Source organism: Neobacillus sp. DZ-9, assembly GCF_059587065.1.
The window spans coordinates 549,647-570,168 of record NZ_JCAIOL010000001.1 but is presented as its reverse complement, the minus strand read 5'-3'; the positions used below and the strand labels follow the sequence as shown (position 1 = coordinate 570,168).

Below are 20,522 nucleotides of genomic sequence, written 5' to 3'. Positions count from 1 at the left end.
ATTTTGTTATATTACTGGGAGGTTTTTTTCATGGCAAAGTACACAATTGTTGACAAGGAAACTTGCATCGCATGTGGCGCATGCGGAGCAGCAGCACCAGATATCTACGATTACGATGATGAAGGCATTGCATTCGTAACTCTTGACGATAATGAAGGAATCGTTGAAATTCCTGATGTTTTAGTTGATGACATGATGGATGCATTTGAAGGCTGCCCAACAGATTCCATTAAGGTTGCTGACGAGCCATTCGATGGCAATGCAACTAAATTCGAATAATATTTTGTCAAAAAAATATTGTTAAGCTGCTAACCCTCTTCTGAATTTGAAGAGGGTTTTTCATTTTGCAATAAGAAAAAGGCAACCACATTATTTGGCTGCCTTTTTCTTATTATACACTTTTTATTACGGATAATTTATTTATCCACGTTTGCAGTCGAATGAATAATAACATAAAGATAGATGACATAATCACACCTTTAATAATATTAAACGGAAGGATTGCAGGCACAACTATGTTACGCATGTCAGGATATTTCAAAAGGGCTGTATATGCTGGAAGAATGACAAAGTAATTGGCAATACTCATGATCACGGCCATCGTAATTGTCCCAAGAACCAATGCAATGGTCATTCCCTTACGTGTTTTCATTTTAGTATATAAATAATAGGTTGGCAAAATAAATGAGATTCCCGCGAGAAAATTAGCAATATGGCCAACAGGTATTCCAGTTGGACTACCGGTCGCTAAATAATTGAGTACAACTTTGATAAATTCGACTACAATTCCTGCAATTGGCCCAAAAATTAATGCTGCAATTAACGCTGGGATGTCACTGAAATCAACTAATAAGAAATTTTGAAAAAACGGCAGCGGAAAGTTTAATAGCATTAGTAGATAGGCAATACTGCTGAGCATTGCAATTGAAACCATGGCCTTTACATTTGTTTTCTTCATTTCTTTCATCTTCCTCTCTCCTTTTTTGATCCATCACCTTAGGAAGAGAGGTTCAGCATACTGATGCCCTGTAAATAATAAACCCCCAAGTAAAAAATACTTGAGGGAGTACAAAGGCACGCTTAATAAACGTTCTCAAAATCATTATTTTTTGAACGCTTGCAGAACCTCCATCTTCTCCCATCCAGACTATACTGTCGGCTTTGGAATCGCACCAAATCCTGCCTAAAAGGCTCGCGGGCTTAAGAGTATACTCTAATACCGCCGATCGGGAATTTCACCCTGCCCCGAAGATAGATCGATATGAAATTATAAAATTATTATACTTGAGAAATGGTATTTTGTTAAGTAAAAATAATTAAACCCGTAAACAATATCATTCACGGGTCACGTACTCCTTTATTCGACAAATAATATTTGTTGCGGTTTAATCACATCAGTATACAAATGATTAATATCCTTTAATCTCTCGACGGAAATATTACTTTTTTTAGAAATCGAGTATAGGGTATCACCTTGTTGAACGACATATTTATTAGCTTTTGTGTGAATTGTACGGCCTTTAGTTGAGCTTTTAATATGTGTGCTAGCTTCAAGGACAACATATCCGCTAGAAGCAACTCCGCCTTGTACAAACTCACCTACATCCGCTTTTCCTAAAAGCCTTTGAGGGTCGATTGCATATTTCTTATCATATCTCCATTCTAATTCATGTGTTTCAAAATGAAGATGGGTTCCTGTGGCTTGTCCAGTTCTCCCCATTTTTCCAACGACGTCACCTTGTTTTATGCTTTGGCCAACATAAACGTTACGTCGAGTTAAATGTGCATAAACAGTAACAACCTTACTTGGGTGTTTAATAAACACGACATTTCCGTATGTATTGGAAAAATACGATTTGATGACAATTCCGTCATCAACCGCCAGAACCGGCGTATCGATTTTCCCAGCAATATCTATCCCTTTATGTTTTCCCTGCCTTGTTCCATATGTATCAGAAATGACTCCATCTGCGGGCCAAATCCAATGTTCCTGTAATTCCTTCATTTTTTCCAAACTTGCAGCTTGTGAATGTTTCCCTCCTAAAAACAATAAACTGACACAAAGTGCCATAATAATGGCAATCAAAAACCTCTTTATGTAGTCACGCATTCTAATCCTTTTCCTCCTTAAATCTTCTACTCACATCCACCATATGTTTCCAGTTTCTAGTTTAGAACTTAAACTAAATAGGTGATGGACCCTGAGCATACTTGTTATAATTTGGAGACATCAACTATTTTATGCATAAATTAAAAAAATCAACCCATTATAGGTTGATTTACATTTATTGGATATTGCGCAAATTTGGAGCAATTGGCACTTTATTTTCCTTTGATAAATCAAAGGGGCCTATATGTGTTAACGGGGAATTCTTAACAACAATTTTCTCAACCTCAAAATCCTTAGCGGTTAACATCAGAGCCTCAAATGAATATAATGTCAGTTGATTATCTTTTAACGTAGAATCCTCCTTAATAGAAAAAGATAAAGTTTTGTCCGTAATGGTCACATCATAAATCTGAAATGATGGCTCAAGCGACCTTTTCAAACCATTTTCAGGTTGGTCCGTCCTCATTGCCTCTAAGGCAGTTACAAAATCTTTATAGGTAGTTTTGGTTGGAGTTAAGTAGGGTAATTTACTGCCCACAGGATAATAAAACAAAAAAGCATGTTTTTTGTCGCTTACAATATTCTGTTCTTGCTTGCTTCCGTAATTACCTAATTCTATACCTGGTTCTCCATTTGTTGAGAACTTTATCTTTCTAAGGTTACTATTTGATGCTATATCTTTTTGTAATACATTAATAAAATTTGTTTCATTGGTCGCACCTTGTCCGTATAGGTGGTTTGAAGGTACGTCAACATTTACAGTATTATTATTTTTATCTAGCTCCAAAGTCGCATTTATCGGGTAGAATTCACTTAATCCCCATTCTTCTTCTTTTAGAGAAGCCATATTTTCTGCAAAAACAGTCAGCCAGGATTTATTGCCTGCGTCGGAAACAATAGTAGAAACAGGAATAAGAATCTGGGCTTGTTGGTCAGGTATCCAATAGGTTAACACCTTACCATTACCCACTTCATCATCATAAATCGCAGATTTCATGACTTCAGTACTTAAAAGCTTTGCCTCTTTGGTTCCGGAGTTTACCCCCTCCTTTGAGGTTGATTCCCCCTTATTCATAGCAATTCCGGCATCTTTATTTGCTGCGGATTGCTCCAAGGACCTTTTTTCTTGAGCTTGATCAAATGAATTATTTGTTCGATCCATTAAGTTAGGAACTAAAATAAGAAAAAGAAGCATGGCCGCTGCAGTTGCGATACCTGGCAATAACCATGGTAGCAATTTGCGCTTTTTTATAGAAAGATTCTGGTAAATGTCACGAGGATCGCGATGATCTTGTATTTTGGGCATTTGCCTTAATAATTCCTCGAGGTGCTTATCGCTCCACTCTGACTTTCTCACTATTTAATCCCTCCTTTTCATAAAACATTTCCATGTGCTTCTTTAAGACTTTTAAGGATCGATGCTGTGTTGTTTTTACTTTACTTTCTGTCCATCCTAAGGTTTTTGCTGTTTCAGCAATGGATAAATCTTGTAAATACCTTAAAATGATTACCGCTCGTTGATCCATCGTGCAATATTCTAAGCATTTGTAAATCCATTTAATCTCTTCCTTTTGGATAGTTATCTCTTCTGGAATAGGATAGTCATCCTTAACTTGATTGGATGACCAATCAAATTTTTCGAAAATTCTTTCCTTCCATCCCTTTTGCTTCCGAAAAAAGTCAATAGCCACATTTCGGGCAATAGAAAAAAGCCAGGTCTTTTCACTGCTTTTCCCCTCAAAACGATTATAGGACTTAAAAACTCTTATATAAACTTCCTGGACAAGATCCTCGGCATGTTCTTTGTTTCTAACCATATAAAATAGAAATTGAAACACGTCATGATGATATTTTTGATAAAGTTCATCGAAAACGGAGTCCATCAATTCCCCTCCCCGTTCATAAATATTAGTCGATAATTATGTATAAAAGGTTTCACATATAAATATAGACTTTTTTTAGGTAAAAAGGAAGGTATTTATTGGAAGTCGGAAACCCAAAAAAATGCCCATCCGAATTGGATAGGCTTTAAAAATGTTCCTCGTGAATCAAGAACAATCGGCAAAATACCTGTTCTTTTTACTATTTTCGAGGAAGCAGGAAGGAAAATGTCGTCCCTTGTCCTTGCTTGCTTTGAACAGAAATATGCCCCCGATGGGCATCAATAATATTTTTGGCTATAGCAAGTCCCAGTCCAGTTCCTGCCCTTCCTCTGGTCCTTGCTTTATCGGCCTTATAAAAGCGTTCAAAAACAAATGGTAAATCTTCTTCAGGAATCCCTAAGCCTGAATCCTGAACTTCTATTCTAATCCCCTTGTCTTCTGAAGTTACATTTAACCGGACTGAACCGCCTTTTGGTGTGTGTCTTATGGCATTGTCAATTAAGTTTGTTAAAACTTGTTCAATCCGATCAGGGTCAAAGAAAACAACGGAAATTTGGTCATCTATATCAGCGTGTAATTGAATCTCATTATCTTTAGCAAGGCCTTGAAACTTATGGATAATCCTATTTATAAATGAAGAAATATTTATTTCATCGATTGTCAATTGGATATGTCCCGCTTCCATTCGAGCTAAGTCAAGAAGTTCATTCACCAGCCTTCCCATACGAAGGGATTCATCATAGATAACCTTTGCCATTTCTTTTTTCTCTTCTTGGGATTCAGCAATATCATCCACAATTGCTTCACTGTATCCCTGTAACATCGAAATGGGAGTTCTAAGTTCATGTGAAACATTGGCAATAAAGTCTTTTCTCATTTTTTCCAATTGCCTTTCCTTCGTCATATCCCTTAAGACCGCAACGGCTCCACGAATAAAGCGATTGCTGTATAAAGGACTGACAAGGATTACCCAATGGCGGCCCTGAAGAGAAATTTCCCCGACCTGTTCTTTCTCTGTATCTACTGCCTCCTGAAAAAGCTCCATGACTTGCGATGGAATGGCCTCCGAACTAGGTCCAAATTCACCGTTTTCATAGTACCAGTATTGAAGAAAGCGGTCTGCAGGCGGATTGGTGATCAATATTGTTCCATCCCGATTAAAGGTGATTACTCCATCTGCCATACTGCTTAATATGCTAGAGAGCTGTTCCTTTTCCTGACTAAGGGCATTCATATTGAATTTCAATTGTCGTCCCATTTGATTAAAGGCAGTTGCCAGTTCCCCGATTTCATCATGTGTTAGAATCGGTACCTTAGTATCAAACTTTCCTCTCGCCACTTCAAACGCTGCCTCTCTCATTTTCCGTAATGGCGCCGTTATTCTGGTTGATAAAAAGAAGGCAAATATAGTTGTCAGAATAATCGCAACACCAGCGACAAGTAAAATAAATCTTGTTGTAGAGCGGGATGTTTCCTGCATGTCTTCCAAAGATTGATAAATAAACACAGCACCATTTTCTTCACCAGTCAAGTGAAGAGGTACACCAATAATGGAATAATTGGCATCGTCATTATTCCTTATCTTTTCTGATGAGAGGTTTGAGATTTTTTCGACAGTAATGTTTTTATTAAATACTTTAGATAATTCTGGATCAATTTTTATATCTGAAATGGATAATTTCTTTCCCTTTTCCGTATTCGGAGAGTAATAGATATCTTGTTTGTTTTTAACAATTAGCACTTTGGTATCATTATCAAGAATCTCCCAAGATATTTCTAATCCTAATGGAAATTTATCATTAGGATGGTTTTCGAGAACACGGGAAATTTTTTCAGCTGTGTGTGTCAAATCACTTTTTGTTACCTTGATGTTATTGTTTTGGGTGTATTCCAAAAGCATGACTGTTAGGATAAATAATACAAAAGATACTAATAAAAGGATGGTAAACCAAAGTTTACCTACAACACTTCTTAAAAAGGTCATTCATTAATTACCTCAAATTTATACCCTACACCCCAAACTGTAACGATCATTCTTGCTGCCTGTTCAGACACTTTGTTTAACTTTTCGCGGAGACGCTTTACATGCGTATCAACGGTTCGCAAGTCACCAAAAAATTCATAATGCCAAACTTCTTTTAATAGCTGCTCGCGATCAAATACTTTATCTGGTGCCTTGGCAAGAAAATATAGCAATTCATACTCTTTAGGTGTCAAGCTTACATCTTTGCCTTCAGCAGCTACTCTATGGGCATCATTATCTATAGTTAAATGTGGAAACACAATTACATCCTTAGTAGTTGTTTCGGTTTGCAGATAGCTAGTTTGTGAAGATCTTCTTAAAAGAGCTTTTACACGCAGGACAACTTCCCTTGGGCTGAAAGGTTTCACAATATAGTCGTCTGTTCCTACCTCAAATCCCTGAACGCGATTAACCTCTTCCCCTTTTGCCGTTAACATGATAACGGGAGTTGCCTTTTTCTCCCTAAGCTCACGGCAAACTTCAATACCATCTTTGCCGGGCATCATTAAATCGAGGAGTATGACATCATAGTCATTATCTATTGCTTTGATTAACGCCTCATTACCGTCTTCAGCTTCATCAATTGTATAGTCTTCACGCTCTAAATACATTTTTAATAAGCGGCGAATTCTTTCTTCATCGTCTACTACTAAGATTTTCACGTCTTTTTCCATTATTAATCCCCCCATGAGGTTTATTTTACAAAATGGTAATGGTTTTTGCTATATTTTCAGGGAATTACTCCTATTAAAAGTGTCAATATTATGACAAAGGTATTTTTTTGAAAATTACTATTGCTTTTTTTAACACTTATTAATTTAGTCTGTTCATTTCCACTCCAGGCACTTCGCGCACCTTAGGGCGGTCCGGGAAGCCTCCTCAGCGCTGAAGCGCCTGCGGGGTCTCCCCTGCCCCGTCCTCCCGCAGGAGTCTTAGTGCCTTCCGCTCCAATGAACAGTGTTAAAAAATCAATATTTCCCTTTAACACAGCTTTTTAAAAAAACCTTCACTTAAAGTGAAGGTTTTTTTAAATTAACTGCCTGCGTAGGAATGCAGACCGGCAATGACTAGGTTTACAGCGACTAAATTAAACATAATAATGACAAAGCCTATTACGGCAAGCCAGGCTGATTTTTCTCCATGCCATCCCTTCGATAAGCGAAGATGCATAAATGCCGCATAAAAAAGCCAAGTAACTAAAGCCCATACTTCTTTTGGATCCCATCCCCAGAACCTCGACCATGCCATTTGTGCCCAAATCATCGCAAAGATTAGTGCCCCAAGTGTAAACACGGGGAATCCAATTAGTACTGATCGATAGCTAATTTCATCAACGAAATCGAGCTTAATATTTTTTACTAGCGGCTTAAGTGCAGCTGCAATCCGCTTTCTTAAAATAACGCGAATTAATCCATAAAGGATAAGTCCTGCCATCAATGACCATATAACCGTATTTAATTTTTTTGCATTAATGAAAGCCGGCATTTCTACCAGTGGTTTAAACCCTTCTTTTGTCAACAGTTTTCCTTCATGCGGGCCAGTAATAGCGGGCATCGTATATTCAAGATTTGCTTCATTTCCATGTTTATCAATCCAGGTAAATTTCTCATGATAACCTGCCCCTGAAAATGCCGAGGAAACAGCGACAAAGCCCAGTACCGTTACAAGCGAAAACATGACCACTTCAAGCCAAAAGGTTCGTTTAGATGACCTCGATTGATCAATGGCCTTAACCAGATAAATTAATCCAGCAGCAAAACTAATGGCTAAAATTGCTTCGCCCATGGCTGCAGTGGTTACATGGATATGAAGCCAGTAGCTTTGTAATGCCGGTATTAATGGGGTTATTTCTCTAGGAAACATGCTTGCATAGGCAATAACCAGAATCGCAACAGGCATTGTAAACAAACCGAGTAAAGTTGTTCGATAAATAAAATATATAACTATAAATGCACCAACTAAAGCCATTCCAAAGAAAGTTGTAAACTCAAACATATTACTAACCGGTGCGTGCCCGGCTGCAATCCATCTTGTTATAAAATAGCCCAACTGTGATATAAAACCAATAATTGTTAAAAAGACAGCAATTTTCCCCCAGCGATTAGTTCCTTTCTTATCCGTCTCCCCCTTTTTAGAGGTAATGGAACCGCCGTAAAAAAGCGTTGCAGCTAAATAAAGAATAAAAGCAATAAACAATAAATTACTACTTATTGTTACCAACTAAACTACCTCCTTATCCTGTTTTTCCATTTGAAGTTGATCATCCGGCATATTCAGCTTCGTATCGATTAAAACCGTTTCTATTTCTCTCTTAAGTCCATACCAATTTTTATTCGTGTGTGCCGCAATCCAAACCTCACCGTTTTTGTTTTGCACCCAGATCCTGCGGTGGTTCCAATAAGCTCCTTGAATGACACCAATCATAAAGATAATACCGCCTAATATGATGACCCATAATGATGAATCCTTGCGGACGATAAATCCGGAAACATTTTTAGTCTCAATGCCTTTAAAGGCCATTTTATAAGTATTATTACCTGACGGTTCAATTGTTTGTCTGATTGCAACGAAACTCGTTTCTCCTTTTGGATTTTCAGGTGATATCATCCGAAAAACAAAGGCAGGGTTATTTGGAACTCTTGACTTTGTAGATGGTTCTCCATTTTTTCCAAATTCAAAATCAGGAAAATAACTAAGAACTTTTACTGAGTAGCCATTACCTAGTTCATAAACTGACTTTGGATTCCTAAGGTTGATTTTCATTTCACCAAAGGATTGACTTGTCTTTTTATTGGTCAAGGCAAATGTCATAGCTTCAAGGTCACTTCTAAACGACGCCTGGAAAATAGAATACCCTTCATAGGTTAAAGGATGATTTACTTGAACCTTATAATCGTTTATCTTTTCAAGCTTTGGTTTTTCTCCGGGAATATTTTCACCGACACGATTGTAAAGAATAACGTTAGATTGGTAATTCTTAACTACTTCACCTGCTTCTTCAATCGCCTTTTTAAAAGTTTTATCTTTGTTTTTATCATAATGCTGCAGGATGAATTGATTATTTTTCAGATAAAGCTTTTCCCCAGTCTCGGGCACAAGGGCTGTTTCGCCTTCTCTGACCCAAAGGTTCTCATTAACGTACACTCCAGGCACAAAACGAAGCATTCCGCCAAATAGGAAGATAATTAACCCAACATGGTTAACATAAGGGCCCCATCTTGAAAAACGGCCCTTTTCAGCTAATAAATCTCCATTTTCCTCACGAACCTGGTATCGTTTTTCCTTTAGATGCTTCTTAATGACCGTAAAGTCGTCATTATCCATATGTGAATTGACTCCAAACACGCGCTGGCGCTTTAAGAAGCCTTCATGTCTTGTTACTCGTTGGGCTTTTAATGCCTTATATAAAGGGACGACCCTGTCAAGGCTGCAAATAACAAGAGAAATACCTATCATGGCAATTAATAATAAATACCACCATGAACCATACAAATCATTAAAACCTAATTGATAATATAATTTACCAAACCAGCCGTATTCCTCTTCATAGTACACTTCCGGAGGCTGGTCAATATACATTTCCTGTGGCAGGATTGTGCCAAGCGAAGAAGCAATTAGGGTAATAATAATAAGCCAAACTCCGACCTTTACTGAAGAAAAGAAGTTCCAAATTTTATCTATAATTGTTTTGTTATAGGTTTGTGAGCGGCGTGCACTGCCTTCGTAGCGCATATCAATCAATGGATTCTTTTTCTCATTTTCATCCAGGACTTTTCCGCATGCTTCGCATAACACAGTTCCATGTGGATTAACGTGCCCGCATTCACATTTAACATCTTTCATTTAAAAAACTCCCTGTTACCTAAGGTTTTATTTGCTCCATAAATTCCCTGACCGTATTTTCAGACATTTCTCCAGTACTGTATTTAACCACCTTGCCGTTTTTATCAATCAAGAATGTAGCTGGCAATGGATCGATTCCATAGGCTGTCATAACTTCCTTGTCAGTATCAATCATAATCGGAAAATCAAGTTTATAGTGTTCAGCAAATTGATTAACAGCAAGTTCAGATTCTTGGATATCGACTGATAAAACCTGAACCCCTTTGTCCTTAAATTGCTGATATTGATTATTGATATAAGGCATTTCCTTCTTACAAGGCGGGCACCATGTTCCCCAAAAATTCAAAAATACCCCTTGTCCCCGGTAGTCTGAAAGGCGATGCTTGTTGCCTTGCATATCGGTTAAAACAAAATCTGGTGCCGTTTCACCTACCGCCACTTTTAATTTATTGTCTTTTGTAAAATTAGCATACAGCGTATAGATAACGGCTGCTCCTAGAACAAGTAATATTACTGTTCGAATTACTAATCGCCGTTTTTTCATTCCCAACCCTCCATTAAATCTCCTGACACAAGTAGTCTAAATTATATCATTTTTCAATCCTATCATAGTGTAAACCCTCGCTGTTAATTGTGACGGTTCTATGAATTTTTCTTAGAAACATCATTTGCAAGGGCTCTTAATTGTTTTACCTCGTGCGGAGTTAGTTCTCTTGCCTCTCCGGCCTTCAGGCCATGTAAGGTTAAAAAAGCATATCGCTCCCGCTTTAATTTCATAACTTCGTGACCTATAGCTTCAAACATTCTTCTAACTTGGCGGTTGCGGCCCTCATGAATACTGATCTCAACAATGGCTGTTTGTTTTTTCTTATCTACCGAAAGAACCTTTACTTTGGCAGGTGCTGTTTTACCGTCCTCAAGCTTAATTCCCTTTTCCAATTTTCTAATGTTTTCTCTTAACGGAATTCCTTTGATTTTGGCAACATACAGTTTTTCAATTTCATTTCTTGGATGCATAAGTATGTTAGCAAATTCTCCATCGTTTGTTAGTAACAATAATCCAGATGTATCATAATCAAGTCGGCCAACTGGAAATATTCTTTCTTTAAATTCAGAAAAGAAATCGGTTACAACCTTTCTTCCTTTGTCGTCACTGACACTTGAAATGACTCCTCTTGGTTTATATAAAAGAAAATAAACAGGTTCTTCTTTCTCGATTTGAATTTCATTCACTTCTACTCTATCGGAAGAAGTTACCTTGACACCGAGTTCCTTAACAACCTTGCCATTTACTTTAACTCTGCCTTCTTTAATTAATTCCTCTGCTTTTCTTCTTGATGCAACACCAGCTCGAGCTATTACTTTTTGCAATCTTTCCAAATTTTTCACCTCAAAATTAATCCATTCTATCCTAATGAATTATGACATAAATCCTTCACTTTTCAAAGTAGCGGGTTTTATCAATGGACATGAAAAAAGTAGATTCAATATAGTGAACCTACTTTTTTGTAAACTCTGACCTATTTTGTTCCAAATATTAGACCTACGACAACTATTGAAACAATAATTCCGACAACATCCGCGAGCAGCCCTACTTTAAGTGCATCTCCCATTTTTTTAATCCCAACTGCTCCAAAATAAACGGTTAAAACGTAAAAGGTAGTATCCGTGCTTCCTTGTAGCACAGAAGCAAGTCTGCCAATAAAGGAATCGGGTCCGTAAACAGCAATTAAATCACTTGTCATTCCAAGTGCAGCTGTACCGGATATGGGTCTAATGAACAATAATGGCACGATTTCAGCGGGCACTCCAATCGTCTTCATAAAAGGACGGATCCAATGCATTAAGGCATCTAATGCACCGGAGGCCCGAAATATGGAGATGGCTACGAGCATGCCAACTAAGAAAGGAATGATGGTTACGGCAATTTTTATTCCCTCTTTGCCGCCTTCAACAAAACTTTCATAGGTTGGAACTTGTTTAAAAGTTCCATATATTAGAATAAATCCGATTAACAATGGGATAAATGTAAGCGATAGCCCTGAAATCAGCCCCATATTTTTCACCCTTTTCGGCTTCTGCGATAATAAAAATAACGATCTATGAGAATGGCACCTATTGCTGAAAGTATAGTAGCGATTATGGTAGGAACAACAATTTCTGTTGGGGAAATGGATTTATAATTCATCCTGATAGCAATAACAGTGGTTGGAATTATTGTTATGCTTGCTGTATTTATGGCTAAAAAGGTGACCATGGATCTGCTTGCTGTATTTTTTCCTCCATTTATCTTTTTCAATTCTTCCATTGCTTTGATACCAAGTGGTGTAGCTGCATTTCCCAAACCGAACATATTAGAAATCATGTTGGATAATATATATCCCATCGCAGGGTGGTTGGCCGGTACCTCCGGAAAAAGTATCTTTACCAGCGGACGGAATAGCTTCGACAGCCGTTCAAGGAGACCTGATTCCTCAGCAATCCGCATCATCCCAAGCCAAAAGACAAGGACACTGATTAACCCGATACATAGGGTCACAGCCTCTTTTGCTCCGTCAAACACCGCCTTGTTTACTGCCTCCATTGTTCCGTTAAAAGCCGCGAAAACGATACCAACGATAGTCATGAAAACCCATATATAATTAACCATTTGCGTTCACACCTATAATGGAAAAGAAAATTTCTTTAACATAATCAAGCAGCCCTTGCTTCTCTTCTTTTTCATTTTGATAGTATATAGGAGTTTCAGTAACAACTCTGCCATCCAAATAAACGGCAGCCTTACCAACTATTTGCTCGGTTTTCTTTCCATTGCTCCATTTTTTCTCTGGCTTGTTCAATTTATATTTCACTGAAAATAAATCCATTTCCTCGCTCGTAGCAGGGTACACAATTGATTTTTTTACAAACAAATGATTTTTATATACCTTATTGGTCTTTATATTAATTATCCCCTTTTCTACAACTTCAGCCATATCATAGTTTCTGAAGCCATCTTCATACATGGAGATGTGGTCATCCCAATCATTGGAATCATTCAAGGTAACCGCTATTAAACTCATATCTCCTTTTGTTGCGGTTGTTACAAGGGTTCTTTTTGCCCGCTTTGTATAGCCGGTTTTTCCTCCAGTGGCATATTTATATTTTGTTAGCAGCCGGTTTTTGTTCTTCCAAACACGGTCCCATGCTTCTGTTGGGTTAGGGGCACGGTGTACCTTTGTACCCGAGATTTTTGCGAACGTTTTATCATGCATCGCATAACGCATTAAAATAGCCATATCATAGGCAGAGGAATAGTGATTTTCATGATCATCAAGTCCATGCGGGTTGGAAAAATGAGTATCAAACATTCCGATTTCCCTGGCCTTTTGATTCATTAAATAGGCAAAGCCATCAACACTCCCACCTACATATTCGGCGATGGCTACCGCAGTATCATTTCCGGACCTTAGCATCAACCCATAAACCAAGTCACTCAGCTTAATTTTTTCTCCCGGTTTTAAATAAACCGATGACCCTTCGGCATGGGTTGCCTTCTCACTGACTTTAACATATTGATTCATTTTTCCCGATTCAATCGCCAAAACCGCTGTCATGATTTTCGTAATACTGGCAATTCTCCTTTTTGTATGCGCATCTTTTTCATATAGGACTCGTCCAGTCTTCTGCTCTATGAGTACAGCACTTGCAGCACTAACTCCAAGGGAAGCATCCACCTTTTGAGGAATGTTAGCAACGAGTATTGAGACCAAGAGGAAAAAAATGACTAGCTTTGAAATCATTCTCATTAGATTTACCTCGTCCCCTTCTTTTATTTAATAAAAGTTTATGCAGGACAAGGCTTGATATGACAATTAATAGAGAAAAAGGCAATCCGCCAAAAGACAGATTGCCTTTCCAAATATTTAAAAAGCCGGCCATTTAATATCTGCTGCTTTTTCAAATCTCATTTCAACATCGTTCCAATTCACAACATTCCACCAATTATCTACATAGTCTGCCCGTTTGTTTTTATATTGTAGATAATAGGCATGCTCCCATACATCTAATACAAGGAGAGGTATGGTATCCCACTGGGTTAGAAGCATATGCCGTTCGGATTGCAATACCTCTAGATGCCTTGCTCTTGGTGACCAAACCAAAAGCGCCCAGCCGACCCCTTCAACTTGCTTTGCTGCTTCAGAAAACTGTTTTTTAAAAGCTGTGAAGCTGCCAAAATAATTTTCTATTTCCCCTTTTAGCGGTCCATGGGGGTTCCCGCCGCCATTTTGACTCATATTTTTCCAAAAAATCGTATGAAGGTAATGGCCCGACCCGTGAAAGGCAAGTTCCCTTGACCAATGCTTAATAAGAGAAAAGTCATTCGTCTCTCTAGCCTTTTTAAGATTAAGCTCAGCCTTATTTAACCCCTCGACATAGGAACGGTGGTGCTTATCGTGATGAAGCCTCATTATTTCCTCTGAAATATAAGGCTCCAATGCGTTATATGGATAAGAAAGCTCCGGTAATGTATGGCCCCCAGGCGGAACTGTCTTTTCTACTACCCAAAGCTGCCCGATTTCCTGCTTCCGTTTAAAATAGGTTTCCATTTGTTCATGGATGTTCTCTGCCTTCGTTTGTAGAGAAAGGAGCTCCTCATTGGACAGCTCTCGATTCGTCCCTTCTATTAATTCCGTAAATGCATCAAGCTGTTCCCATAATTCAGAGTTATCACCGACTGATTCTGAACGAAGAAACTGTTTCATCTGCTCATTCCATTCAAATAATTCATTCACATAGCGGGTAAACCGTTCCATGTTATCCACTCCTATTTATGCTGTAAATCTACATAAATAGTATGAAAATTTTAGGCTATTAAGAACCTAAAAAAGCTGCCATTGGTATTACCGTAACCATTGGCAGCTCTCATTTTTCTATTTAGATTGAATCATTTTTGTCCGGTAATCTGTTTCATAATATTCAAGTTCTTCTCTAATCCGCTGGAATTCACCCTCAAGACTTTTGATCAGCAGACTTACTGCTTCTGGCACATTCCGATAGTATTTAATGGCGTTTCTGCCAGTATATGCAGATCGGCTATTTTCGAACCACGCATCATTTTTAGGAGCAAAAAACTCCTCGATACAATTGTGGTAAATCTTATATAATGTTTTTTCGGCTGCTGCTTTTTGAAAAGGTTCACTTTGCAAAATGACAGAACAAGCTTCCAAACCCTCTTCGCTATAAACAACTAGTTTTCTTAGATTTGAAAAAATTAATTTAATATAAGATTGATCTTCTTCATTTTCTAGATTGAACCCTTTAATCGTTGTTTCATTTAAGAAATCCTCTAATGATAAAATGGTCTTAGTTAAAAAACCTTTCACATCATTAAGCTGAGATTTTACTAATGAATTTCCCATTATTTACCCCCTGGAATTTTTCAATTTGAATTTATTTTGGCTGTAATATAAACTCTAGCGGAGAACGAATCTCAAAACTATTTTTCTGCTTAAGGGACTGAAAAACTTCAGGTAATTTTTTAAAATCAATATCTTGAAAATATGATGCAAATTCATACTTTGAACTAAGATAAAGACGTTTGCGCCCGCGTAAGCCAGGATTTTTCAATAAACATACAAGGGCAACGATATCTTTAAAAGTCACTTCAAAGCCTTGTTCTGTTATAATAGGGTCCGTTGTGTACGGTGAAAATTCTTGAAGACACTCATCAAAATATCTTACATATAAAACGTGGAGCGTCCTTTCTTCCCCATTTTCAATGAATGTCACTTCACTTCTGTTAAAAAAATCCTCTGAGGTATTGGATTTTTCTTTTTCTAATTCGAACCCTTTACACTCTTTAATTAGCAACTTAAACCCGCTCCTTATCGAAATGCACAACCATTTAAAAAAATTTAGAAAACTTATATTTATTTTAGCATAAATTCTGTTGATTTGATTGTATTTAAGAGTTAATTGTTTCTTGGAATTTCTCAAAAAATAAATCTGCTTCTTCTTGAATAAAATCATCTTCCACTTTTTCTGGAAGCTTGGGTAGCTCATCAACACTTTTTAATCCAAAATAATCAAGAAACTCTTTCGTTGTACCATATAAATAAGCTCTTCCTGTTCCTTCAGCGCGGCCTACTTCTTTAATTAATGCTTTTGATACAAGTGTATGCAGCGGTCTTTCTGTTTTCACACCGCGAATTTCTTCAATTTCAGCACGTGTGATTGGCTGTTTGTATGCGATAATAGCCAGAGTCTCTAGTGCAGCTTGAGAAAGAGTCGAATTATTAGGGGAATCCACCAGCTTTTTTAAATAAGGGGCATTTTCCTTCTTCGTTGCCAGCTGATAGGTTCCAGCAAGTTGAACAATAATTATTCCTCTATTTTCATCCTCATCATATTCCCGCTTTAAAATCTCAATAATTTCATTTGCCTTTATTTCATCTATTTCTAAGACTTCTGCTAATTGTTTAAGTGAAAGGCCTTCATCGCCGGCTGCAAATAAGAGGCTTTCAAGAATACTGCTCCAATTAATAATTTCCAACCACATTTGCTCCTTTCTTTACAGCTTCTATAAAAATTTCACCGAAATTTTCTTGCTGTTCGACGTCAACTTCTTTTCTTTTAATCAGCTCTAATATGGCTAAAAAAGTGACGACAATATGGTCTTTTGCCGGGTAAGGAAATAATTCGTTAAAATTCTTCCTTCCTTTTAGCTGTTTTAGTTCATCTAGTATTTCTGTCATTCTTTTCTCAATTGATATCTCTTGCCGCGCAATTTTTGTTGCCATCGGACGCTGCAGCTTTTTCCTTCGTAATAATTTTTGAAAAGCCGCTAACATGTCATATAAAGATACATTTAACTCTGTCTTTTCTGGTCGGACATCTTTTACATAATCAGACAAATCACTCGGCGGCTTTGTGTACATAAGACCCCGTTCTTCTTCCATTGATTTTAAATCATGGGCAGCCTCTTTATATTTCCGGTACTCAATCAAACGTTCTACAAGTTCATCCCTTGGGTCTTCCTCATAGGAAAACTCATCGTCATTCTCATTAAATTCTTCTTCATGCTTTGGCAGCAGCATTTTACTCTTTATTTCCAGTAAAGTTGCCGCAATTACTAAATACTCACTGGCTACATCAAGTTTTAATTCGTTCATGGTTTTAATATATAGCAAGTATTGCTCCGTAATTTGGGCAACTGGAATATCATAAATATCAATTTCGAGCCGATTAATTAAATGAAGGAGCAAGTCCAACGGCCCTTCAAATGCATCAATTTTCACCTGATATGGCATCGTATCTCACCAAAATTCTTTTTACTTAGACTATTAATAGTATAGAGGATTCAATCTAGGTTATCCAATAGAAAAATCAAAACATAACAGCTTTATTACGTAATCATGATGTTTGCCCAATCAATGGACAAATACCCTACATATGATGTCAAGGAAAAGAACAAAAATTTTTAGGAGGTATTTTATATGTCTGATGGCGGATATGGTGGCGGATTTGCTTTAATTGTAGTTCTATTCATTTTATTAATTATCGTAGGTGCTTCCTGGATTTACTAAGGCGCAAACCTTGAAAGATTGATTAGAACTAGAGGCCCGTCATGGTTGACGGGCTTTTTAGATAGTTTATGATAAACTATACATAAATTCTTTTTTAGGGGGGATACTTTGTACCCAATAGAATATATTCAATTTTTAACCCACTTTCATGGTGACAGAGATTATTTTGAGTGTCATGAGATCCTTGAAGAATATTGGAAAAAAACTGACCCAGGTAACAAAGAGTCCATTTGGGTTGGTCTTATACAATTAGCAGTATCTTGCTACCATCACCGCCGCGGAAATTATAATGGGGCGACAAGAACATTAGAAAAAGCAATAAAAATATTAGAATCAAATACAGTCTCAGTAACTAGTCTTGGCCTTAATCAACAGCTGCTCCATGAATTATTAATGAAGCAACTATCAGTCATCAAAGGGAAAGAAGATTATATAAGCACCAATTTGCCGCTAAGTGATCCATTCCTAATTGAGAGGTGCGAATTATTTTGTGAAGAGCAGGGCTTCATATGGGGAAAAGTAAGTGATATCACCAACGTGGACCTGGTCGACCGCCATAAATTAAGGGACAGAACAGAGGTAATTGAGGAAAGATATCGTTCTTTAACGATGCGAAAGAGCAGCGAATAAGGTATTCGCTGCTCTATTTTGTGAAACTAGCAAAAATTACATTTTTCAATAAATGAAGCTGTATCTTCATTTGCAACAATTTCTCTATCTGTATACATTTCTCTTAGTGCTTGAACCATCCTTTTTCCAACCCCTTGAAAGCGATGGGAGGGATTTACGGAAATATGCTGTATTTCAAGAGAATTTGTCTCACGATGATATAGAACGCCAAGAAGCCCAATTATATCTTCTTCCTTCCATAAAAACAGCTGCCAATTCTCTTCTGTTTCATATTCCTTCATCGTTTGCTGAAGTTTCTTTAAGTCCTTTTCATTTGGCATAAAAGACAATAAACCCATTGCAATTTTTTCGAATGCTTTCTTATATCGAATTAACATTTAGATCCCTCATTATATTAAATAAACCGATGAGAATTTTGGTTTAACAATAGTATATTTTTTCCTAATAAATCAATAATAAACATTTATTCATTATATGTAGTTAAAATAATAATGTTTCACTAACAACCATCATACATAATTCTAGTACAATCATCAATGACAAAAATTACTATTGCTTGGGTCCAATAAACATCCAATAGATGATTCCCCAGATAACAGAAAGACCAATAAGAATACCAAACAATATCCAGTTGCTTTTTTTCATGAATAAGGTTCCTCCAAAAGAGTTCTTGCTCGCCCTTCATTCTACACTATATGACAAAAATAATCCATTTCATCTACTAAATTAATAATAATTCTATGAAACTTCTAAATGGTTTTTTTCGTTATATTTTATGAAATCGGATATATTATTAAGGTAAGGTAATTTTCAAGGAGGATAATATGAAAAAATTTCTAATTCTCCTAATGGCAGCAATTATGTTCACCTTCCCTATCCAAAGCTATGCGGATTTAGCAGAGGGTGACATGATTGTAACATTGGGAGAAAATTTATCGGCAGAACAAAAGGATACTCTACTCGCAGAAATGAATGCTCCGAAGGATGTTCAAATCGTGACCGTATCGAATCAGGAGGAGCATCAATATTTAGGGAAATATGTAGCTAAATCACTCATTGGAACTAAGGCGATTTCCTCCTCATCCATCACCATAGCTCCTAAAGGTGCCGGCATAACGGTTAAAACAAAGAATATTAATTGGGTTACTGATGAAATGTTTGTTAACGCCCTTATTACAGCAGGGGTCAAGGATGCTAACATCTACATTACAGCTCCAATTTCTGTTTCTGGAACCGCAGCTTTAACAGGAATTATTAAAGCATATGAAATCTCGGCTGATAAGACAATTCCTGAGGAAGTCAAACAAGCTGCTAACCAGGAAATGGTCGAAACAGCCAAGCTTGGTGATTCCATCGGTGAAAAAAATGCTGCAGCATTAATTGCAAAAGTAAAAGAGGAAATCGCCAAGAAGAAACCAAAAAATGATGCAGAATTGCGAAGCATTATTGAACAGGCAGCCAAGGAATTAAACATTACTCTAACTGAAGAACAAATGAAACGCTTGATTGACCTCTTTAATAAGCTAAAAGGTTTGGACATTGACTGGAATCAGGTAGGAGATCAGCTAAACAAAGCAAAAGACCGCATTTCAAAATTCCTTCAATCGGAGGAAGGGCAAGGATTTTTAGAAAAATTAAAACAATTTTTCATTTCGCTTATTGATGCCATTAAATCACTTTTTTCATAATAAAGTTGAAAAAGCTGCCGAAGATACGGCAGCTTTTTTCTATTTTAGTGGTAGATCGTGTCTAATTAAATCCTCATAAGACTCTCTTTTTACTACAAGAGTGGCCTTCCCGTTTTCAACAAAAACGACAGCCGGCCGCGGTATGCGGTTATAGTTGTTTGACATGGAATAGCCGTAGGCACCTGTGCAAAATACAGCAAGAATATCCTCATTGTCCGTTTCAGGTAAAGGCAAATCCCAAATCAACATATCTCCGGATTCGCAGCATTTTCCTGCTATCGAAACTGTTTCATTCGGCTGTGCTAAGGGCTTATTTGCAAGAACAGCCTCATATTTTGCATGATAAAGGGCTGGTCGGATATTATCACTCATTCCGCCATCCACCGCTAAATACTTTCTAACCCCAGGAACTTCTTTTGAAGAGCCAATTTTATAAAGAGTTATACCAGCATCTCCGACTAGCGAGCGTCCTGGCTCAATCCATATTTCCGGCATTTTTAGCGAGTATTGTGCAGTCAAATTTTTTACTTCTTTTATGATTTCACTAACATATTGCGATGGCGGAATTGGTTCATCCTCTTTTGTATATCGAATGCCAAAGCCTCCGCCTAAATTTAAAACCTCTGCATTAAAGGAAAACTTGTTGTTCCAATCGGCCATTCTTTCAACAATTTTTTTAGCTGCCAGCAAGAAACCCGTGGTTTCAAAAATTTGCGAGCCAATATGACAATGAAGTCCAAGGACATTAAAATATTCAAATTGTAGAGCCGATGTTAA

Annotated in this window: 24 protein-coding genes and 1 riboswitch; of the genes, 4 read left to right on the top strand and 20 right to left on the bottom strand. The window is 37.3% G+C overall.

Features of this window, described 5'->3' with window-relative positions; genetic code table 11:
* Positions 1 to 30 precede the first annotated feature (30 nt).
* Positions 31 to 279 (top strand): ferredoxin, encoded by a 249-nt coding sequence (locus AC59HZ_RS02910; RefSeq protein WP_308177113.1) that lies wholly within the window; start codon positions 31 to 33, stop codon positions 277 to 279.
* 112 nt (positions 280 to 391) lie between these two features.
* On the opposite strand, the gene AC59HZ_RS02905 is transcribed toward AC59HZ_RS02910, so the two are convergent.
* From AC59HZ_RS02905 to AC59HZ_RS02820, 18 genes are all read right to left on the bottom strand, one after another.
* Positions 392 to 958 (bottom strand): ECF transporter S component, encoded by a 567-nt coding sequence (locus AC59HZ_RS02905; protein WP_430062765.1) that lies wholly within the window; start codon positions 956 to 958, stop codon positions 392 to 394.
* A 168-nt stretch (positions 959 to 1,126) separates the two neighbouring features.
* Positions 1,127 to 1,257: riboswitch (FMN riboswitch) on the bottom strand.
* A gap of 100 nt (positions 1,258 to 1,357) precedes the next feature.
* Positions 1,358 to 2,110: a peptidoglycan DD-metalloendopeptidase family protein gene (locus AC59HZ_RS02900; RefSeq protein ID WP_496544384.1), complete on the bottom strand. Its 753-nt coding sequence runs from the start codon at positions 2,108 to 2,110 to the stop codon at positions 1,358 to 1,360.
* 175 nt (positions 2,111 to 2,285) lie between these two features.
* Positions 2,286 to 3,467 carry an RsiX family anti-sigma factor gene (locus AC59HZ_RS02895; protein WP_496544383.1) on the bottom strand — a complete coding sequence of 394 codons (1,182 nt, stop codon included), beginning with the start codon at positions 3,465 to 3,467 and terminating at the stop codon, positions 2,286 to 2,288.
* Positions 3,442 to 3,993 (bottom strand): RNA polymerase sigma factor SigX, encoded by a 552-nt coding sequence (gene sigX / locus AC59HZ_RS02890; protein WP_496544382.1) that lies wholly within the window; start codon positions 3,991 to 3,993, stop codon positions 3,442 to 3,444. Before sigX ends, AC59HZ_RS02895 begins: the two co-directional genes overlap by 26 nt.
* A gap of 199 nt (positions 3,994 to 4,192) precedes the next feature.
* Positions 4,193 to 5,977 carry an ATP-binding protein gene (locus AC59HZ_RS02885; protein WP_496544381.1) on the bottom strand — a complete coding sequence of 595 codons (1,785 nt, stop codon included), beginning with the start codon at positions 5,975 to 5,977 and terminating at the stop codon, positions 4,193 to 4,195.
* The gene (locus AC59HZ_RS02880; RefSeq protein ID WP_496544380.1) at positions 5,974 to 6,690 is read right to left on the bottom strand and encodes a response regulator; all 717 of its coding nucleotides are present in this window, start codon (positions 6,688 to 6,690) and stop codon (positions 5,974 to 5,976) included. Before AC59HZ_RS02880 ends, AC59HZ_RS02885 begins: the two co-directional genes overlap by 4 nt.
* A 358-nt stretch (positions 6,691 to 7,048) precedes the next feature.
* Positions 7,049 to 8,236 (bottom strand): c-type cytochrome biogenesis protein CcsB, encoded by a 1,188-nt coding sequence (ccsB, locus tag AC59HZ_RS02875; protein ID WP_496544379.1) that lies wholly within the window; start codon positions 8,234 to 8,236, stop codon positions 7,049 to 7,051.
* Entirely contained in the window at positions 8,237 to 9,859 is a 1,623-nt protein-coding gene (gene resB, locus AC59HZ_RS02870; protein ID WP_496544378.1) for a cytochrome c biogenesis protein ResB, read from the bottom strand.
* A 19-nt stretch (positions 9,860 to 9,878) separates the two neighbouring features.
* Entirely contained in the window at positions 9,879 to 10,403 is a 525-nt protein-coding gene (gene resA / locus AC59HZ_RS02865; RefSeq protein ID WP_496544377.1) for a thiol-disulfide oxidoreductase ResA, read from the bottom strand.
* Positions 10,404 to 10,501: 98 nt separating this feature from the next.
* Positions 10,502 to 11,239, bottom strand: coding sequence for a 23S rRNA pseudouridine(2605) synthase RluB (gene rluB, locus AC59HZ_RS02860; RefSeq protein WP_496544376.1), 738 nt, complete (start codon positions 11,237 to 11,239; stop codon positions 10,502 to 10,504).
* 140 nt (positions 11,240 to 11,379) lie between these two features.
* Positions 11,380 to 11,916, bottom strand: a complete 537-nt coding sequence (locus AC59HZ_RS02855) for a spore maturation protein (protein ID WP_496544375.1) — start codon at positions 11,914 to 11,916, stop codon at positions 11,380 to 11,382.
* 5 nt (positions 11,917 to 11,921) lie between these two features.
* Positions 11,922 to 12,509 carry a nucleoside recognition domain-containing protein gene (locus AC59HZ_RS02850; protein WP_430062456.1) on the bottom strand — a complete coding sequence of 196 codons (588 nt, stop codon included), beginning with the start codon at positions 12,507 to 12,509 and terminating at the stop codon, positions 11,922 to 11,924.
* Positions 12,502 to 13,647: a D-alanyl-D-alanine carboxypeptidase family protein gene (locus AC59HZ_RS02845; protein WP_496544374.1), complete on the bottom strand. Its 1,146-nt coding sequence runs from the start codon at positions 13,645 to 13,647 to the stop codon at positions 12,502 to 12,504. Before AC59HZ_RS02845 ends, AC59HZ_RS02850 begins: the two co-directional genes overlap by 8 nt.
* 117 nt (positions 13,648 to 13,764) lie before the next feature.
* Positions 13,765 to 14,655 carry a superoxide dismutase gene (locus AC59HZ_RS02840; protein ID WP_496544373.1) on the bottom strand — a complete coding sequence of 297 codons (891 nt, stop codon included), beginning with the start codon at positions 14,653 to 14,655 and terminating at the stop codon, positions 13,765 to 13,767.
* Between the two features lie 117 nt (positions 14,656 to 14,772).
* The gene (locus AC59HZ_RS02835; protein WP_496544372.1) at positions 14,773 to 15,261 is read right to left on the bottom strand and encodes a DUF3907 family protein; all 489 of its coding nucleotides are present in this window, start codon (positions 15,259 to 15,261) and stop codon (positions 14,773 to 14,775) included.
* 31 nt (positions 15,262 to 15,292) lie between these two features.
* Positions 15,293 to 15,712 (bottom strand): hypothetical protein, encoded by a 420-nt coding sequence (locus AC59HZ_RS02830; protein ID WP_496544371.1) that lies wholly within the window; start codon positions 15,710 to 15,712, stop codon positions 15,293 to 15,295.
* Positions 15,713 to 15,806: 94 nt separating this feature from the next.
* Positions 15,807 to 16,394 carry an SMC-Scp complex subunit ScpB gene (gene scpB / locus AC59HZ_RS02825; protein WP_496544370.1) on the bottom strand — a complete coding sequence of 196 codons (588 nt, stop codon included), beginning with the start codon at positions 16,392 to 16,394 and terminating at the stop codon, positions 15,807 to 15,809.
* On the bottom strand, positions 16,381 to 17,151 hold the full coding sequence (locus AC59HZ_RS02820) for a segregation/condensation protein A (protein WP_496544369.1): 771 nt from the start codon (positions 17,149 to 17,151) through the stop codon (positions 16,381 to 16,383). The genes scpB and AC59HZ_RS02820 overlap by 14 nt, the downstream gene beginning before the upstream one ends.
* A gap of 186 nt (positions 17,152 to 17,337) precedes the next feature.
* Here AC59HZ_RS02820 and AC59HZ_RS02815 point away from each other — a divergent pair, with 186 nt between their 5' ends.
* Positions 17,338 to 17,427, top strand: a complete 90-nt coding sequence (locus AC59HZ_RS02815) for a YjcZ family sporulation protein (RefSeq protein ID WP_496544368.1) — start codon at positions 17,338 to 17,340, stop codon at positions 17,425 to 17,427.
* A gap of 108 nt (positions 17,428 to 17,535) precedes the next feature.
* Complete coding sequence (locus AC59HZ_RS02810) at positions 17,536 to 18,057, top strand: DUF309 domain-containing protein (protein WP_496544367.1); 522 nt, start codon at positions 17,536 to 17,538, stop codon at positions 18,055 to 18,057.
* A 26-nt stretch (positions 18,058 to 18,083) separates the two neighbouring features.
* On the opposite strand, the gene AC59HZ_RS02805 is transcribed toward AC59HZ_RS02810, so the two are convergent.
* Positions 18,084 to 18,434, bottom strand: coding sequence for a GNAT family N-acetyltransferase (locus tag AC59HZ_RS02805; RefSeq protein ID WP_496544366.1), 351 nt, complete (start codon positions 18,432 to 18,434; stop codon positions 18,084 to 18,086).
* A gap of 447 nt (positions 18,435 to 18,881) precedes the next feature.
* On the opposite strand from AC59HZ_RS02805, the gene AC59HZ_RS02800 reads away from it, so the two are divergent.
* Complete coding sequence (locus tag AC59HZ_RS02800) at positions 18,882 to 19,745, top strand: DUF1002 domain-containing protein (protein WP_496544365.1); 864 nt, start codon at positions 18,882 to 18,884, stop codon at positions 19,743 to 19,745.
* Between the two features lie 39 nt (positions 19,746 to 19,784).
* On the opposite strand, the gene AC59HZ_RS02795 is transcribed toward AC59HZ_RS02800, so the two are convergent.
* A partial coding sequence (locus AC59HZ_RS02795) for a diaminopimelate decarboxylase family protein (protein WP_496544364.1) occupies positions 19,785 to 20,522 on the bottom strand: 738 nt, incomplete at its 5' end.

Excerpts from the sequence above, each read along its gene's own strand:
- AC59HZ_RS02855 (WP_496544375.1), bottom strand. The coding sequence starts at position 11,916 with ATGGGGCTGATTTCAGGGCTATCGCTTACATTTATCCCATTGTTAATC.
- AC59HZ_RS02880 (WP_496544380.1), bottom strand. The coding sequence starts at position 6,690 with ATGGAAAAAGACGTGAAAATCTTAGTAGTAGACGATGAAGAAAGAATT.
- AC59HZ_RS02850 (WP_430062456.1), bottom strand. The coding sequence starts at position 12,509 with ATGGTTAATTATATATGGGTTTTCATGACTATCGTTGGTATCGTTTTC.
- resB (WP_496544378.1), bottom strand. The coding sequence starts at position 9,859 with ATGAAAGATGTTAAATGTGAATGCGGGCACGTTAATCCACATGGAACT.
- AC59HZ_RS02815 (WP_496544368.1), top strand. The coding sequence starts at position 17,338 with ATGTCTGATGGCGGATATGGTGGCGGATTTGCTTTAATTGTAGTTCTA.
- AC59HZ_RS02805 (WP_496544366.1), bottom strand. The coding sequence starts at position 18,434 with ATGTTAATTCGATATAAGAAAGCATTCGAAAAAATTGCAATGGGTTTA.
- AC59HZ_RS02885 (WP_496544381.1), bottom strand. The coding sequence starts at position 5,977 with ATGACCTTTTTAAGAAGTGTTGTAGGTAAACTTTGGTTTACCATCCTT.
- resA (WP_496544377.1), bottom strand. The coding sequence starts at position 10,403 with ATGAAAAAACGGCGATTAGTAATTCGAACAGTAATATTACTTGTTCTA.
- AC59HZ_RS02835 (WP_496544372.1), bottom strand. The coding sequence starts at position 15,261 with ATGGGAAATTCATTAGTAAAATCTCAGCTTAATGATGTGAAAGGTTTT.
- AC59HZ_RS02910 (WP_308177113.1), top strand. The coding sequence starts at position 31 with ATGGCAAAGTACACAATTGTTGACAAGGAAACTTGCATCGCATGTGGC.
- AC59HZ_RS02845 (WP_496544374.1), bottom strand. The coding sequence starts at position 13,647 with ATGAGAATGATTTCAAAGCTAGTCATTTTTTTCCTCTTGGTCTCAATA.
- AC59HZ_RS02840 (WP_496544373.1), bottom strand. The coding sequence starts at position 14,655 with ATGGAACGGTTTACCCGCTATGTGAATGAATTATTTGAATGGAATGAG.
- sigX (WP_496544382.1), bottom strand. The coding sequence starts at position 3,993 with ATGGACTCCGTTTTCGATGAACTTTATCAAAAATATCATCATGACGTG.
- AC59HZ_RS02800 (WP_496544365.1), top strand. The coding sequence starts at position 18,882 with ATGAAAAAATTTCTAATTCTCCTAATGGCAGCAATTATGTTCACCTTC.
- AC59HZ_RS02820 (WP_496544369.1), bottom strand. The coding sequence starts at position 17,151 with ATGCCATATCAGGTGAAAATTGATGCATTTGAAGGGCCGTTGGACTTG.
- AC59HZ_RS02900 (WP_496544384.1), bottom strand. The coding sequence starts at position 2,110 with ATGCGTGACTACATAAAGAGGTTTTTGATTGCCATTATTATGGCACTT.
- AC59HZ_RS02905 (WP_430062765.1), bottom strand. The coding sequence starts at position 958 with ATGAAGAAAACAAATGTAAAGGCCATGGTTTCAATTGCAATGCTCAGC.